Here is a 16,036-nt window from a genome sequence, read left to right on the forward strand (position 1 = left end):
TAAATTGTATGAATGTTAACTCTGGATTATTTTGGTTGAATGATTTGTTTATTATTCTGAGTTTTTAATGATGATACCTTGTCTGGTTTTTTGTTTTTTCTTATCCAAGTTTGAAAGAATTAAATTATTTTTGATAAAATATTAAATGTATAATATTCCAATCCATTCACGATTTTTATGTTTTATTATATGAAGTTGTTACGCAAAGTTGCTGAATGGAATCAGTATAAACCATAAATCAAAAGCCAGCGACAAAACCTCAGCGAAACGATCCTGACGCTGGACTCTCATTACAGGGCGAAATAAATTTAACTTTAGTCTTTATACTTTCAACACCAGCTGATCTTTGAGGATATCAATTTTCACTTCATTTTTTGCCGCTGGGGTTAACGCATGGTTAGCCAGAACCGGTAATAAATGTGACGTCAATATCTGGTCAATATCGCGCGCGCCACTTTGCTGCACCTGACAGCGTTTTGCCACCCAGTTAACCACTTTATTTGTCCAGCCGGGGCGTGAGTCGCTTTCTGTCGCGGTTTGATAACGGCGGCACAGGTGCTGAAGCTTCAACTCGATGATCTGTGCCAGTTCCTGCGACTGCAAGGGCAGGTAAGGGATCAACGTCATGCGTCCCATCAACGCCGGGCTGAAAACGCGCTCAAACTCAGGGCGAATAATATTGCACAACGCCTCCGGCGACGTTTTGCCTTTTTCCCAGGCACTAATCAGCGCCGCGCTGGCCAGATTCGACGTCATAATAATCAGTGTGTTACGGAAGTTAATCATCTGTCCTTCTGCATCTTCGATGATGCCCTTATCGAAAATTTGATAGAACAGCTCCATGACGTCCGGATGCGCTTTTTCCACTTCATCCAGCAGTACCACACAGTAGGGATTACGGCGGACGGCTTCGGTAAGGACGCCACCCTGACCGTAACCCACATAGCCCGGCGGTGAACCTTTCAGCCCGGAAACGGAGTGCGCTTCCTGGTACTCGGACATATTAATGGTCACCATGCTCTTTTCCCCGCCATACAGCAGTTCTGCCAGCGCCAGCGACGTTTCGGTTTTGCCGATTCCGGAGGGACCGGCCAGCATGTAAACGCCGGTGGGTTTTTGCGGATCGGCAAGCCCGGCACGGCTGATACGAATTTGTTGCGTGATATGCTTGAGGGCATGTCTTTGCCCAATAATCCGCTGTTCAAGCCGTTCGCACAGGGTGTCCAGTTGCTGGTGCTCCTGTTCCAGCATGTGTCCGAGCGGGATACCGGTCCAGTCTGCAACCACGTCCGCCACGCAGGCGGCATCCACGCACTCAAACACCATTGCATGCTGTTGGTGACATGCAGCCAGCGCTTCACGCATCCGCGTAATTTCTTCGGCATCCTGGCTCTGCTGTAACTGTTGTACCAACAGCGTTTGCCGATCCCATTCCTGGCGCAATGAATCGAGAGCGCTCTGCAAGTTCGTGGCCTGCTGACGAAGTTTTTCCCGCCGCTCAGGCGCACTGTTTTCTCGTTTCAGTGCTGCTATCTCGCATTCAATGGCGCGCAGTTGCACACAGATCGCCTCAATCTCTTTCGGTTCCTGAGTTTGTGATATCGCCACGCGGGCGCAGGCGGTATCCAGTAAACTCACAGATTTGTCGGGAAGCTGCCGTTCGGCAATGTAACGGCTGGAGAGGGAGATAGCGGCATGGATGGCGCTTTCGAGGATGGGGATCCCGTGATGTCGGGACATGGCCGGTGCCATCGCGCGTAACATCGTCGTTGCCTTATCTGTATCCGGCTCCGCCACTTTAATGAGCTGAAAGCGGCGCGCCAGCGCGGCATCTTTCTCGAAGTATTTTTTATATTCCGCCCAGGTTGTGGCGGCAATAATTCGCAACTCGCCGCGCGCCAGCGCGGGTTTAAGTAAGTTAGCCGCATCGCTTTGTCCGGCGGATCCCCCAGCGCCAATCAGCGTGTGCGCTTCATCAATAAATAAAATAATTGGCGTGGGCGCGCGGGCGACCTCCTTCAGTAACTGCTGAAGCCGGTTTTCAAACTCACCTTTCACGCTCGCTCCGGCCTGCAATAAGCCCAGATCCAGCGTCAAAATCTCTGTCGATTCCAGCATCTGTGGAAAGGTGCCTGCGACAATGCGCATCGCCAGCGCTTCGGCAAGCGCCGTTTTCCCGACACCTGGCTCGCCGGTAAGAATTGGGTTGTTCTGGCGGCGGCGTAACAGAATATCCACCATCTGGCGCAGCTCGGATTCGCGGCCCAGAACTGGATCCAGTTCGCCTTTACGTGCCAGTTCACTGAGATTGCGCGTGTATTTTTGCAGCGCAGACGTGCTGGTCACAGGCTGTTCGTCGCGAGCAGGCGCGGGCGCATAGATGCTTTGTAGCAACGCCAGCGCTTTGGGGCGGTCGCATTGCAGTGCTTTTTCCACCGGGATGGCGAACCGTAACGCATTGCCGTCATCAAATAACGCACCCAGCAGGGCGGCGGGCGTCAGTTGGGTTTGTCCCCAGTGGCTACTTGCTAATAACCAGCCCGCAATAAACCACTCGGTCAGCGCGAGGGAAAAGTGGGGCGCGGCGTTTTGTTGCGGCCGCTCGTGCTGAAGCTCCTGCTGTAATGCATCAAACAACCGGCTGACCGGCAGCCCGCTCTGTAATCCCAGTTGCTCAATCAATGGGCTTTGCTGGCGCAGTATTGCCATCAGTAAATGTTCTGGCGTCACTTCTGTATGTTGCAGAGAAACCGCATGGCTGACGGCGGTGTCAAGTACCGCTCGTCCCTCAGCGGAAAGCTTATTAATTATTGGTTTTAAATGATGGCTCATAAAAGTACCTTCAATGGTGTTACTGACACTGTGTGATTTCGTCGGGCAAACCAGAGAGCGCGTGCACCGCTAACTCGTCAGGTTGCGGATACGCTGACTGCTCGTTGAGATCGCTGATTTGTTGGGTGAGGGAACTGATTTCATCGGCGTTCGTTTTCCAGCTTTGCCACGCCTCCTCAAGGGGGCGGGTGTTGGACATGGCAAAACGAACGAGGATCTGTTGGATGCCTAATCGCTTAAGCAACTCTGCGCTGTCACCGAAATCATGGCTGTCGATCAGCGTTTCTCCTGAAGAGAACAGGCTGACAAACCACGGCCAGGCATCGTCGCCATTAATCTGATCAACGGCGACAAAATCAGGGAACATAACGCTTAGCGTGACGCCGTGGCACTGTCCCGGCTGCCAGGTGAAATCGGCTTTGTCGGCAAAATTCATACTGCTGAGTAGCTGGTCGCCTTTCTGGCAGTTCAGTAATAGCTGTGTTCCGGTTGGGATAACCTGCGCGCCTTCGGCGATGGTTGCTGGCAGGCTGGTGACCGTTGTTTTCACAACCTGTTTTTCGAGTTTGCTTTGTTGCAACTCAAGCGCCGCGACTTTGGCCTGCAACGTTGCTTTCTGATCCTGGATTTTGGTGGTGGTGCGTTGCGGCAGATCCTGAAGAATATCCGCGGGGAAGGCGTTACGGAGAAACTGGCTAAATTCCGCCGTGAATGGCAACGTCATGCCGGCAAAACCGGCGGCGCGAAGACCATTATTGTCCACCGACAGCATGGGCTTCGCCGGGCCGCGCAGAAAATTGCCCACCAGTTGCTGGCTAAGCTCTTGTTGCTCTTCGTAGCTGCGTTTTTCGGCATTTTTCCCCAGCGGCCAGATCACGCTGCTTTTCCATTGCGCATTCAACCAACACGCGCTGCTGGCCATCGCGTTCGCCAGTAGCGCGCGGGCATCATCCTGATACAGCCGCCACACCGCCGCCACATCCGCATCGATCTCATCGGGCGAGACGCGTTCCTGCAACGTGGCAAGTGCCGGCAGGAGAGTGCCCAGCGGGTTGGTGTCCGGTTTTTGTTGCCCGGGGGTAAAAAGCCCACGCGTTAACGTATCGCCGGGTTTTTCCTGTGCTACGGCCGCATTAACGGCGCTGTTACGGGACTTTTGCCAGTCGAGCCATGCCTGTTGGGCAGATTGCGCCGTGGCGGCCGCGGCCGTTTGAGTTTTGCCCTGAAACCAGTCAGCAAGGGACAGGCGCAGTTGTTTGTTGAGCCGCTCGGTGCGTTGCAGCAGCGCGGCGCCATCGCCCGCACGGGCGAGCGTCTGAACGTCACGCAGCGTGGTCAGCCAGGGCTGCGCGTGTTCCGGCGGAATGGCCTCAAGCTCGTCAACGATGCGGGCGGCAAAGCGCATCGCCGGGCTTTGATTCTGGCTGATAGCAATCAACTGGCGGCGCGACGCCGTGCCGGTTTCATCCGGTGAAAGGTGCGCCGTCACGTCGATCAGATACTGACGCCATGCCTGCTGCCTCGCCTCCTGCCAGCTTTCACGCAATGGCTGAAAAATCGGTTCAGTACGATCGGCAGCGGCTTCAATCTCTGCCATCCATTGATTAACGGTGGCTTCACCGGCCTGTGTCCATTTCCCGTCAAGAGCAAGTGAATCGGGTAAGGCTGGCCAGAACGTTGCCGCGTGCAGCGGCGGAAATGCGGCGTCCGGAGCCTGTAACCAGCGTAGTGACAGATCGTGATTGACCAGATTTTCCAGCACCCGTTGTGCGTTCTGCAACCAGCGTTCGCCATAGGGACGCTGAATGTAATAACGCTCCAGCGCCAGCCGGGTCAGCGGCGATAGCGTCGGCGGATAGACATTTTGTATCAGCTCGTCGCTAATCGGCGCGGCTTCGGCGAGCGTATCCAGCGGCGTGCCGTGCTGCATTTGTCGCCAGCGCGTGACCGCCGCCGCCAGTTGCAGAATGTCGTGTCGCTGTTGTGCGGGCGACGCGCTAAGGGCGCGTTGCTGATACGCTTCCAGCGTCTGCCGGGCAGGGCGCGCCGTCACTGGAATGCGGGCAAGCAACGTTTCAGCCTCGCGTTGTTGCTGGTTGAATAAAGGCATAAACGGCAGCCAGGGCAGCGCCAGCGTTGCATGTTGCTCGTCTGCGGCAACAAACGCCGCCAGCTTATCCGGCGCTAATTCTGCCAGCCCGGATCGCAAGCGCATGGCGCTCATGCTGGCGCTTATCGCCAGCCAGAGGGCGCAGATACCGATTGCGGCGTAGCAGCAGGTTTTGCCGAATGAACGCTGATACCAACGCAGTCCGCTTCTTTTTAAACTCAATGCCGGAAGGTGGCGGGTCAGCAGATCCTGGATGAAATAGCTGGTGCGGCGACCCTGATTTTCCACCTGCGGTTCGGCGGAACAAAACCAGATGCTCTTCAGCGTGGCCGGGCTGAAATAGGCGTTGGCTTCGCACAGGGCGGCCAGCGTGTAGCGCAGGGCGGGTTCCAGACGGGCGAAGGCTTCCGGGAAATCCAACAGGGTATTGTACTCAGGCGCGCTGAGCGTGGCCGGGCGCGCCATACTCAGACGCACGAGAGAAAACCCTTCGTGCAGACGCGCGAATAGCGGTTGCAGCGTGGTGTCGTCCTGGCCATCAATATGCGGCGGCACGCTCCATGTGTAACCCAATGCCTGCTGGCGTTGGGCGTCAGAGAGCTGATGCTGCCACAAACTAAAACCGGGGAACTTATCGCACTGGGTGACTAAAACATAGAGGGGTAAACGTTCGCCATAGTGCCTGACCAGCGGTTCGACAAGGCTACGTTGCTGGCGGGCCAGCGCATGCAATTGGCTGAGATCGCCACGCATTAACTGGCTCATCGGCAACGCAATAATGATGCCGCCAGGCGCGGGAATGCGCGTGCACCAGCGGGCAAGTTTGCTCCAGGCCTGGCGGAAGGTGGCAGCACCGTTTAAAAAATTGCTCGACAGATCGAGCACGCACAGATCGCGAAAAAACCACCACTGCAGCGTGCGGGTCGGGGCGGTTGTGCCGTCGGCGTTATCACCATAAAAACGGGGCAGCCCTGCGCTGGCAAGCAGCGTACTTTTGCCACCACGTTCGCCGACCAGCAAATACCACGGAAGATGCGTACGCCGACGTTGAATGCGTTTGATGACCGAGGCACCCGCTTTCCAGTGATTAAACAGCACATATTCCCGGCGCGATAAGCGGTATTTGGTGAACCAGCGGCGGCCTTTTTTCCCTCTGACAAGCAGCAATATCTCGGGAAGCGAGTGCCACAACAGCGCGGTAAGCACCATCACCAGCAGCCATAGCAACAGGATCCCCGGGGTGCTCCATCCTTGCCACAGGCCGAGCATAAAACTGAATATCAGCGACAGGCACAGTACCGCCAGCCAGCCAGTAAAACAGGCTAATTTCTTAAACATAGGGGGTCAGTTTGTGTAGTGATAAAGAAGCAAAAGTAAAAAACCGTACAGCAGCAACAGGGTCACGGTTGCTCGCAGTAGCAGGTGTTTATACAGCGGTGTAGCGACGGTTTGTCCGCATGTCGCGGGCGTGATCGCGCTGTCGTTTGGCCAGCTTAACCATGATGCCGGCAGACACAGCGCACGCTGCTCTGTAATGATCTCCTGCAATGGCTCGTCATCCTCGGGCGTGCTGTACTGACCGTGAAAACCATTTTGCAGACAGAAGAGAAAGACCTTTCTCGCCTGATGCCAGGCAGGCTCAAGCTGCGCCAGACAGGTAAAAAAGCGCTCTCCGGCGACGGTGATATTCAGATACTTACGCTGCAATAATTCACTCTGCCAGCGCTCGCGCCACGGCAAGGATGAACAGAGCACCGTTTCATCGATCCAGGCGATAACCGCAAACTGCGCGGCCGCTTTCTCCTCTTCGCTGGCATCCTGTTGGCAGGCTCGCTGCATCGCCTGCTCCAGCCGGACAAGACACTCTTGCCGCGCTTCGGCGTAATCGGTAAACGATGTTGGTTCTGCAATCATCTCCAGTACCAGCCTGAAGACTGGCAGATAGCCATCAAGAAGCTCGCTCATGACACCCCCATAAAGACGGCCTGGACTTGTAGATCGTCGGGCGCGTCATCCCAGTAAAAAGCCAGGCTCTGCTCCTGGCCGATCTTCTTCCACAGATCGTCCTGCTGGTTCAGTTGGTAATAGACCGCGTTTTTGCTCTGTGGCACGCCACGCGGCGCAGGGTTCAGCGCCGTAGCGGCAATCCCCGGTAGCGCATGTTGAATCAGCTTGCCGATCGCCGAGCCCGGCGCCACTTTGAAACTGCTGCTCTCGGTTGTGCCGGGAAGTTGCTGCTCTGAACGCAGTCGCAGCAACACGCTGTCGCCCTGTTGTCCGGTGAGTGACGATAAATCGCCGATAAAGATGCGCTGGCTGGTTGGTATGAAGGTGATCCAGACGTTATCTTCCAGCGCCAGGTTATTCAGCAGTGACAGCAGAAGGGTTTTCGCGCTGGCGAAACAGGCATAAAGGTCATCGTGGTCATACGGCAACAGGCGCATCGTCTCACCGGCCCATTCACCATTAAATGAACAGCGATCGCTGAAACAGGAGAGTTCACCAATCAGTTGCGCCAGCAGACCGTAGACGGGCCACGGATGCATGCCCGGCGTGCGACAGTAGTGGTGCAGCAACGGCAGCGTCCGGTTCAGCGAGCGCATCACTAATAGTTGCGTCATATCGCCGCGCTGGGCGGTATTGCTCTGTTCCGGGCGTTTGTACTCTTCGAGTTTATAGGCGCGGTTTGCCAGCTCGGCATACAGACCGTCCAGCAGATTTTTCAGTACCGGCGTGCTGCCAAGGCTGACCAGCGGAGGACAAAAACTGGCGTCAGGGATCACCCGATCGGTGTCATAGCGCAGCCGCAGAAGGGAAATAAATTCACAATCCACCACCGCCTCTTTCTCGCTGTCGGTGAGGATCTGTACATTATAAAGAATGCGCGAGACGCTGCACTCCGGCCCGTCGAAGTAGACATCTTTCATCACGCCTTCTTCCGGCGCTTTAAACCAGCGGCTGTTTGGCGACTCGCCGACATTCACGTGGCCTGGGTCGAAACGGCGCAGCGCCAGCCACAGGGTTAACGGTTTCTCCAGCTGTTTCCATACCTGGCGAAACTGGCGCGGTTGCAGGCTACAGTTGCCGGGAAACTCCAGATAATCCCCGGAAGGTAACAGCGCCTTCAGGCGTTCAATTTTTAGCGTGAAATCAACCAGCGTTTCCGGGTTAAACACCAACTCAATCAGCCCAACGTTCCACGGCTGCGCCAGTTTGCGATGGCGCGACAGCATGTAGTGATGATGCAGATCGACAGACTGCAAATGTTGCGGCTGTAGATAAACACCCGAATACCAGTAAATTTGCTGAAGTTCCGGATACATATCAGCTTCCTTGGCTGGCAGGGGATGGCGCCGGTGCGGGCGCCGCATTTTGCAGGCGCAGCGGCTCGCGTTCAGCGCCGGTAAACTGCGTCATGCTGTTGCTACCGAGATGCAGGGTAAGCGTTAGCGGAGCCAGTTGCGCCAGCCAGCGCGGCGTCCACCAGCCGGAGCTTTCAGTGGCGACGGGAATACGGATGAGCGCCATATGCTGCTTTTGCGGGAACGGGTAATAACCGGCAACCACCGCGAGGTAACGGGTATTCTCGCTGCGATCGATATGCAGCGTCGTGTGCTGTCCCGGCATGGCGGCGTAACGGTCAACTTTTAAGATCTCATCCTGCGCGCCCGCGGCGCTGAACAGGTTCTTTAACGCGAAAGGGTTAGAGAGCAGTTTGCTTAGTGTATTGGCTTGTTGCGCCTGGATAACCAGTAACGTGCAGCTATTGGCAATACCATGCACCGCATTCAAATCCGGGTCGGTTTGAATAGCCAGCGTGATGGCGCCCTGGGCAAAGGGCGCGGCAACCTGGTCAATGGCCTGCTGTTTCGTGGCGGGAGCCGTGTTTTCCTCCGCGCACCCGCTGAGCAGCGCAGCGCAAAAAGCAATGATAAAGGTATGTTTTCCCGGCATTATTGGCTCTGTCCTGTTAATACATTATGAATGGCATGCAGGCTGGTATCGTCGGTAAGCATCTCTTCCAGCCATTCGGTTAGCGTCATGTTTGCCCAGCGGGCGGCGCGATCCATCAGAAAGGGCACCGGGCTTGAGGGTTCGGTCTGGCGAAACCAGGCACCGATAGCCAGCATCTGGCTGATGGCCAGCTCGCGGTTCATCATCTGTGAGGTGGCGAAGGGCGACGTCGTGGCGAGCGGTGCGCCTTCTGCGCTGTCAACTGGAGCGTCTGTAGCCAACGGCATTGCCCGTTGCGCCAGGCGTTGCAGATAGTCGGTCACTTCCGCTAACGTCTGGCGGATCAGAACAAAGACATCGCCTTCCTGATCCTCACTCAACGAGGCATAACATGCCTCGCATTGCCGCAGCGCAGCGGTCAGTTGTTCCGTAAGCGCAAGCTGCTGGCTGATGTCATGGGCAGAAAATTGCGTCGCCAGCCGATCGAAACTGCTCATCGACAGATCGCCTTTCTGCGCTATCAACTCCTCGCGGCTTTCCGGGTGAGCGGTGATTTTTTGTTCGAATGCCTGAATCTCCCGCCATGTCGCCAGCGAGGTCATCTCTTGCGCCAGCAACGGCTGGCGAAAAAGCTGCATACTGATGTCGCGATCGAGGCGCGACAGTCGGCTACGGCGCGCTAAAACGCCATCTTCCTCAAGCGAAGGCCAGCACTGAAACCAGAACTGTTGCAGGAAGGCGCAAAGAAAATCGATGCCTGAGCACAGCCCGGCAAGCCCCTGCAAATGGCAGCGCGACTCCACGAGCCAGCACGCCAGTTGCAGATCTTTGCTCTGCTCCATGAGGGCTTTTTCACTCAGCATCCGCACTTTATTCCAGTCCGCTTTGCGGGGTTCGCTCACCGACCAGTCGCCTTCGGGCAAGTAGTCCGGATCGCTTTCACGCGCGCTGCGGATGGTGTCAAACAGCAGTTCATATTCCAGATTTTCCCCGGCAGGATTTTCCGGGCTGATTGGCGCTAACAGCGGCGCAATATCGGCAACAAGGGTCATGTTCGCTTATCCGATCAGAACTTTGGGGCATCCGGCGACAATCACGCCGCCATGTGCGCAGCTATCTCCCATGCGTGCGGCCGGTTTTTTGCCGATCAGCACTTTGAAACTGCCCATTACGATGCTGTCGACAGGCCCGACGCAGGTCGCCATTGAGCCGACGGTCGCGGCGGGAAGACCGCCAATTAGCACCGTAGGGACGCCAGGTGGCATGATGGGGCCGCCGACATGCGGGATTGGCGGAACGCCGGGTGTCACCATCGGGCAGGTATGCATATCAGAGACACGGGCCGCAGGTTGAGCCATCACAGACCCCCGTCAGCAATGTGGGAAAACAGCAGGCGTACGCCCTCCGTCGGAGACTCAGAGAGCTGACAGGCCGACATCACCAGCGCACAATTCAGGATTTGCTGGCTCAGTTGCGGATCGGGATAAACCGGTTCGAGATCCGGCGGGCTCATACTTCCCTGCGACCAGAACAGCGACAAAGCAAGGGCACCAACTGGCGTGTTAAAACCCAGCTCCTTCGCCTGTTCAAAGATGCGCCAGCGCAGTGTTTCGTCGGGTTGACGGCCGTAGCGGGCGATATCATCCAGCAGCGGCAGCGCATCCGTGCTGGCAAAGCGCCGAAGCAGGGCGGTCAATTGGCTGACGACCGTTTTGAAGTCATACTGCTGGCGCCACTGTTGCAGGGCTTCTTCCCAGTTGCCGCAGGCAAGTTGTTGGTGGTGGGATAATTCAACGGATGCCATGGTGCTCTCCTTAGCCGATGTTAATAATGCCGCCTGAAACCTGCGTCATCCCGCTGCCGGACACCGTGGTCATTGCGCCTTTAAGCTCTGCCGTAGCTTTCGCTTCAAGGGTGAGCAGGGTGCCGTTAATCGTAATGCCGCTGGGCGAAAGGCTGATTTTGTTGCTGCCCACTTTCAGTTCGATGCCTTGTGTGGATTCGAACGTCAGCGCTTTATCCGTTTTGATACCGCCGCTGCCGCCGCTCACGCTGAGCATGTAATTGCCGCTCTTCAGCTCGGTGGTGTTATTGCCCGCCACGCTGAGCTTGTAGTTACCGTCTTTCACTTCGGTGGTGGTATTACCGGCAACGCTGAGTTTGTACTCGCCGTCTTTCACTTCGGTGGTGGTATTGCCGGTGACGTTGAGCTTGTACTCGCCGTCTTTCACTTCAGTGGTGGCATTGCCGGTAACGCTGAGCGTGTAATTGCCGTCCTTTACCTCTGCGCTGGCATTGCCCGTCACGCGCTGTTGCCAGTTGCCTTTTTCCAGCGTGACGCTCATATCGCCTTCTTTCAGCACCAACAGATCGTTGCCTTTGGTCAACTCGGTGCTGCGGTTGGCGGCGATGGTGCTGGTGGCATCATTTTTTACCGTCAGCGCGAGATCCTTTTGCGCAATGATGGTCAGCAACTCTTCGCCTTTTTTATCGTTGAAACTCAGGCGATGGCCCTCATCGACGCTGCCTTTGGGCGTGCTGCGTGACATAAAACCGCTCTCGTTTTTCCCGGCGGGAAGGGCGAATGGCGGCTTATTCTGACCGTTATGCACCGTGCCGATAACCACCGGGAAATCGGGATGTCCCTGCACAAAGCTGACCAACACTTCACAGCCGACGCGCGGAAGAAATTGCGCGCCGAACTTCGCACCGCTCCACGGCTGGACCACCTGCACCCAGCAGGAGCAGGTATCGTCATTGGGGTTTTCTTTGTCCCACGGAAACTGGATTTTGATGCGGCCATATTCATCGGCGTGGATCTCTTCTGAAGCAGGTCCAACGACGGTTGCCGTCAGAACGCCAGGGATCTCCGGCAGTGGATGACTATCGGCTGGTACCCAGGGTTGATCGTTACTTATCGCCTGCAACTGGCAAAAGCAGACGCTGCTGTTGTCGTCGAAGTTATTAACCGCTTCCAGATCCAGACGCTGAATGTTGTATGCCTTGTCACCGGAAGGATGGCCGCTCAGCGTGAAAATTTCGCCGCAACTCAACCAGTGCGCATTCGCCGTCGCGGCAAAGTGGCGAATATTGGCTTCTTTCGCCGCCATCACCGTTTGGGCCTTGCGGGTGATCAATTCGCGATCGCCCTGCGGCGTGATATCGGTGAACGTCACTGATGAGATGGATTTATCAGCACTGCGGGCGCTTTTCAGATCATCAATCGCGGCGGTTTGCGGCATATTGAAGCCCTGAATCGCCACGCTTGCAGGCAGCAACGCCATGCTGGCTTCCCAGCTATCGATAGTGCCGCCGGTGATGATTTCACCCTGATGGTGCCAGGCGAGTTTCTCTCCGCCAATGGTGGCGTGGCTGGCGGGATGATCGGCCAGCACTAAGGTATGAGCCGCTGCGCTGTGGCGGAAAAAGTAGTAGATCCCTTCTTCCTGCAAAATTCGCTCGATAAAACGCAATGCCGACTCACGATACTGCACACAGTACTCTCGCTTCGGGTACGTGCCATGCAACTGCACCTCGACATCGTTGATGCCGTAATTTTTGAGCAGAGTACTGACCAGATCCGGCACGCTGGTGTTTTGCCAGATGCGCATCATGCGCCCCATGTGCAGCAGCGAGAGTGTCGGTTCGAGCGTGAAAATACATTCCGCCTCATCCCCGGTGCGCTGCGCATAACGAATGCGGGTCACGACACCGTGCAGATGGCGCTGCGGCAGCGACTGACTGCCGTCACCGATGCGGCAGGAGACCGCTTCGCCATGCCAGCGTGCCAGATCTGCCTCCTTCATTTTTGTCAGCGAACGCAGTTCGTATTGATATGGCGAGGAGAGTGATTCCTGCCCGCGAAGTGAGACGAGCAGCAGCGAACCGGCGAGATCGCCGTTCCAGCCGATAAAATGGTGTTGTTGCTCTTTGCTTTTTTCAATAATCGACATACCAATAATCCTGTTTAAAAGGCCGGGGCAGGCTTCTGCACTTTATGCAGATACGTCCCCGCGCTGCTGCCAAGACAAAAATCCACCCCTAAAGCGCGCATTCCCAGCGGGCTGGAACCGGGAGAGGAACGGCTGATCAGTAAGGAAACGGAGAAGTCCATTACCGGGCCGACGTAATCGCGGATACGCGCCCAGAGATCCTGCCAGGCTGCGCCCTGCGGAATAAAACGGCGGGAAGACTCCGCAGACATCGGGCCGAGCAAGACATCAAAATGCGCATGCACCTCCCGACGTGCGGCACCCAGCATTGGCGCGGTTTCCAGCCTGTGTTGAGGATTGCCGAGCTGGCAGCGCTCCTCATCGCTCACGCTGCGCCAGCCGCCGGTAAACGGGATCACCTGTGCCGGGACAGCAAACAGCTGACTCAGCCAGCGCTCCAGGTTGACCATTGAACGCACGGGGGCGGCAAATAACGCGGCGTGGTTCACCATCGCCGGGAAGGGCGCTTCATTCGTCAGGCCGGTAAGCGCGAGGATGGCCATGTTGAGCGGCGAGGAACCTGTAGATTCAGCGAGCGCGTATAAATGGTTTTTTTGCCAGGCGAGATAATCCAGGCAGTAGAGCCGGTGGCCAAAGAGATCGAAAAATGCTTTGGCGCTGCCGTCGCTGTAACGGTACTGGCGCTCAATCAGCCACTCGGTATACACCGAAGGCAGCGCGCCCATTGCACCGGTCAGACCGTGGTGAAACGCCGTCACCGTAAGCGGCTCACCGGGCGCTGCCTGGGATAGCGACTCCACGTCACCCTCTGGCGCATTAAGCGAAAGGGTTGATGTCAGATGCAGCGCTTCATCCAGTAATGTTTCATCGGTTTTTTCGCCATCCCGCAGCATGCGAAGCAACAGGCGAATTTGCTGATAAAAATTGAATTTGCTGATAAGCGGGATCAAAGCCATGACAGCCTCCCGGCGCGCACCGGCCACTGGTGCAGCGTTTCTGCTTCCTGCTCAATACAGGTGGCGAGCCGGATAAAACTGTTGACCGGGGCATACAGCGCCAGCAGGCGATCCAGCAGGGCGCAGAACAGGTAATAATCAGGTTCATTCAGCGCCTGATGGCGAAACGTCAGCAGCACATTGATGCCGCGTGCCAGCGAGTGCGGATCGTTTTTTACCAGCCGACGAGTAACCGGCTGGCACTCCAGCGACTGTATCAACATGAATAACGGTGTTTTCCCCGGCTGCACGTCGCGGTTATACAGCGACAGCATCTCTGCCAGCTGTTGTGCGCCGCGTTCGCCGGTCAGCAACTGATGATTGAGAGAGAGTTGTGCCAGAAAGCGCCAGTGTTGCGCGCTCTTTTCCGGGGGATTAAGCGGGCGTGTCGGATGGGTCAGCGCAATCGTCTTCAGCGCGGCAACTGCGGCGTCGGCATCAAAATCACCGTCAGGATGACCATACGACAACTGATGCGGCAACGTATGGTTGCTACAGCGCATGGTAATGGTCACCACCTCGGCATCCGGCGAAGCCGCACCAGGCTGGCTTTTACTGAAAGTAATAAAACAGGTTGGCTCCACGCCGCGTGGGCCATGCACTTCCCGGTGAGTGCTCTGCCAGCGCAGCCCGGCGTTGTCCGTCTTGTCCATGTGCAGGTGGCTTTCAAGCAGTGAACGTACCGGCCAGTGATCAATGCGCCCTTCGGTTTTACGCTGCACGGTAACGGTATCGATTGACCAGACGCTAATCAGCCCCGGATAGCGGTTGTCCGGAATGACCGGATGCTCGACGGTGGCGTCGTTGAGCGTGAGTGGCTCTGCACGCTGCGTAAACAAATTAACGGCGGGAGAACAGAACAGGCGGAAAAAACTGGCATCGACAATATCCGCCATTTTTTCCAGTTTTTTCGTCAAGCGGTTGCGCCTGATAACGGCCTGAATTTCAAAACTTTCATTACCGCTGGCGGTAAAACCTTCCGGCAATTGCAGGTCAATAAAAGAGAATTTCTGCGGAAAATAGAAGTAATCCAGCAACAGGATATGGATCGGCGCAATGCTGGGATCGCGCGTAAGCAGGGCATCTTCCACCTCAAAACCCACGGGGGAGATCGCCGTGGCGGACAGCGCTATGCTGTTATCCCCCTGCGACAGGCCAAGACTCTGAAGCTCAGAACAAAGCACCGTATAAAGCAGGTTGACCGCATTGTCCTGGCCGTGCAGATAGAGGCGGATCTTTTCGGCACCGATCGCGCCGCCCGGCCAGACGCGAAACTGCAAGCGTAACTTCCAGTTCAGGATATCGCTGTCAAAATGCAGACTTGCCGTCTCGATGCTGAGCGGCAGTAGCGTTACCGGGTAGATGGTTTGAAACTGGCAGGGCAGCGGGGCAGTGTTGCGAGTAAACAGCGCGGTTCCCGGCGCAAGAATATTTTTGCCGCTGATGCCACTGCGCGCGGGATCGGGTTCCATCATAACAATGCAGGTTGAGGGCAGCGGACGCAGGAACTGGGGAGCCAGCGAAGCAATGAGCGCCTCGACCACTTCTGGCATATCTTCATCCAGCCGCTGATGAATGCGCGACGTTAATAAGGCAAAAGATTCAATCAATCGGCTGACATGCGGATCGGCGGATTCCCCCTCGATCATGCCAAGCCGACGAGCTATTTTCGGAAAGCGTTCAGCGAAAACTCGGCCATGTTTTTTTAAGAAGTTCAGTTCTTTCTGATAATAAGAAAGTAAACTATTCATCGAAATAAAATACTCCCGTATCGTCATTCCAGATAAGCCTGATGGTTAACGGCTTATTTAAATAATTTGCCTGTAATTCGAATTTAATATGTTCCGGGTTGACCTGGGTGCTGATGATGGAAACCTGCGTCAGGCGTGGCTCGTAACGGGCAATGGTGGTTTGCAGCCGCTGTTCCATAATATTACGCCGGGGAGTCAGTTCGTTAGTTTTCTGGAATGACTCATCGATACCAAAATTCAATACCGAAGTATTAATAAGAGGAATCTCCTCAATACCGGGATAGCGCGTGCGGGAGCTTAAACACATGTTTAACTCTGCCAGTAATTGGTGATGCGAAAGCGCTTCGCACTGATAATCATCTTCTTCACGAAGAGGGTGATTATCACTGAGCGTTAAGAGTAATGAATATATCATCATTGCGCTTCCTGGAAAAAAACCGG

General features: G+C 55.8%; 12 protein-coding genes. All 12 read right to left on the reverse strand.

Annotation, left to right across the window (positions count from 1 at the left end; translation table 11 throughout):
* Positions 1-321 precede the first annotated feature (321 nt).
* The 12 genes from tssH to Y71_RS11550 are packed head-to-tail and all read right to left on the reverse strand — an operon-like array spanning position 322 to position 16,013.
* A complete protein-coding gene (tssH, locus tag Y71_RS11495; protein WP_007371746.1) occupies positions 322-2,832 on the reverse strand; it encodes a type VI secretion system ATPase TssH in 2,511 nt (836 codons plus the stop codon).
* A 19-nt stretch (positions 2,833-2,851) separates the two neighbouring features.
* Positions 2,852-6,280 carry a type VI secretion protein IcmF/TssM N-terminal domain-containing protein gene (locus Y71_RS11500; protein WP_007371747.1) on the reverse strand — a complete coding sequence of 1,143 codons (3,429 nt, stop codon included), beginning with the start codon at positions 6,278-6,280 and terminating at the stop codon, positions 2,852-2,854.
* Between the two features lie 6 nt (positions 6,281-6,286).
* On the reverse strand, positions 6,287-6,907 hold the full coding sequence (locus Y71_RS11505; protein ID WP_007371748.1) for a DotU family type IV/VI secretion system protein: 621 nt from the start codon (positions 6,905-6,907) through the stop codon (positions 6,287-6,289).
* Positions 6,904-8,265: a type VI secretion system baseplate subunit TssK gene (tssK, locus tag Y71_RS11510; protein WP_007371749.1), complete on the reverse strand. Its 1,362-nt coding sequence runs from the start codon at positions 8,263-8,265 to the stop codon at positions 6,904-6,906. Before tssK ends, Y71_RS11505 begins: the two co-directional genes overlap by 4 nt.
* A gap of 1 nt (position 8,266) precedes the next feature.
* A complete protein-coding gene (gene tssJ / locus Y71_RS11515; RefSeq protein WP_007371750.1) occupies positions 8,267-8,896 on the reverse strand; it encodes a type VI secretion system lipoprotein TssJ in 630 nt (209 codons plus the stop codon).
* The gene (gene tssA / locus Y71_RS11520; RefSeq protein ID WP_007371751.1) at positions 8,896-9,948 is read right to left on the reverse strand and encodes a type VI secretion system protein TssA; all 1,053 of its coding nucleotides are present in this window, start codon (positions 9,946-9,948) and stop codon (positions 8,896-8,898) included. The genes tssJ and tssA overlap by 1 nt, the downstream gene beginning before the upstream one ends.
* A gap of 6 nt (positions 9,949-9,954) precedes the next feature.
* A complete protein-coding gene (locus tag Y71_RS11525; RefSeq protein ID WP_035888596.1) occupies positions 9,955-10,254 on the reverse strand; it encodes a PAAR domain-containing protein in 300 nt (99 codons plus the stop codon).
* Complete coding sequence (locus Y71_RS11530) at positions 10,254-10,700, reverse strand: DUF6931 family protein (protein ID WP_007371753.1); 447 nt, start codon at positions 10,698-10,700, stop codon at positions 10,254-10,256. Before Y71_RS11530 ends, Y71_RS11525 begins: the two co-directional genes overlap by 1 nt.
* Positions 10,701-10,710: 10 nt before the next feature.
* Positions 10,711-12,849 carry a type VI secretion system Vgr family protein gene (locus tag Y71_RS11535; protein WP_007371754.1) on the reverse strand — a complete coding sequence of 713 codons (2,139 nt, stop codon included), beginning with the start codon at positions 12,847-12,849 and terminating at the stop codon, positions 10,711-10,713.
* A gap of 14 nt (positions 12,850-12,863) precedes the next feature.
* Positions 12,864-13,805 carry a type VI secretion system baseplate subunit TssG gene (gene tssG / locus Y71_RS11540; RefSeq protein ID WP_007371755.1) on the reverse strand — a complete coding sequence of 314 codons (942 nt, stop codon included), beginning with the start codon at positions 13,803-13,805 and terminating at the stop codon, positions 12,864-12,866.
* The gene (gene tssF / locus Y71_RS11545; RefSeq protein ID WP_007371756.1) at positions 13,796-15,595 is read right to left on the reverse strand and encodes a type VI secretion system baseplate subunit TssF; all 1,800 of its coding nucleotides are present in this window, start codon (positions 15,593-15,595) and stop codon (positions 13,796-13,798) included. Before tssF ends, tssG begins: the two co-directional genes overlap by 10 nt.
* Positions 15,588-16,013, reverse strand: coding sequence for a GPW/gp25 family protein (locus Y71_RS11550; protein ID WP_007371757.1), 426 nt, complete (start codon positions 16,011-16,013; stop codon positions 15,588-15,590). The genes tssF and Y71_RS11550 overlap by 8 nt, the downstream gene beginning before the upstream one ends.
* Positions 16,014-16,036 lie beyond the last annotated feature (23 nt).

Source organism: Kosakonia radicincitans DSM 16656 (assembly GCF_000280495.2).
In the GTDB taxonomy this organism is placed as follows: Bacteria; Pseudomonadota; Gammaproteobacteria; order Enterobacterales; family Enterobacteriaceae; genus Kosakonia; species Kosakonia radicincitans.

Excerpts from the sequence above, each read along its gene's own strand:
- tssH (WP_007371746.1), bottom strand. The coding sequence starts at position 2,832 with ATGAGCCATCATTTAAAACCAATAATTAATAAGCTTTCCGCTGAGGGA.
- Y71_RS11500 (WP_007371747.1), bottom strand. The coding sequence starts at position 6,280 with ATGTTTAAGAAATTAGCCTGTTTTACTGGCTGGCTGGCGGTACTGTGC.
- Y71_RS11505 (WP_007371748.1), bottom strand. The coding sequence starts at position 6,907 with ATGAGCGAGCTTCTTGATGGCTATCTGCCAGTCTTCAGGCTGGTACTG.
- tssK (WP_007371749.1), bottom strand. The coding sequence starts at position 8,265 with ATGTATCCGGAACTTCAGCAAATTTACTGGTATTCGGGTGTTTATCTA.
- tssJ (WP_007371750.1), bottom strand. The coding sequence starts at position 8,896 with ATGCCGGGAAAACATACCTTTATCATTGCTTTTTGCGCTGCGCTGCTC.
- tssA (WP_007371751.1), bottom strand. The coding sequence starts at position 9,948 with ATGACCCTTGTTGCCGATATTGCGCCGCTGTTAGCGCCAATCAGCCCG.
- Y71_RS11525 (WP_035888596.1), bottom strand. The coding sequence starts at position 10,254 with ATGGCTCAACCTGCGGCCCGTGTCTCTGATATGCATACCTGCCCGATG.
- Y71_RS11530 (WP_007371753.1), bottom strand. The coding sequence starts at position 10,700 with ATGGCATCCGTTGAATTATCCCACCACCAACAACTTGCCTGCGGCAAC.
- Y71_RS11535 (WP_007371754.1), bottom strand. The coding sequence starts at position 12,849 with ATGTCGATTATTGAAAAAAGCAAAGAGCAACAACACCATTTTATCGGC.
- tssG (WP_007371755.1), bottom strand. The coding sequence starts at position 13,805 with ATGGCTTTGATCCCGCTTATCAGCAAATTCAATTTTTATCAGCAAATT.
- tssF (WP_007371756.1), bottom strand. The coding sequence starts at position 15,595 with ATGAATAGTTTACTTTCTTATTATCAGAAAGAACTGAACTTCTTAAAA.
- Y71_RS11550 (WP_007371757.1), bottom strand. The coding sequence starts at position 16,013 with ATGATGATATATTCATTACTCTTAACGCTCAGTGATAATCACCCTCTT.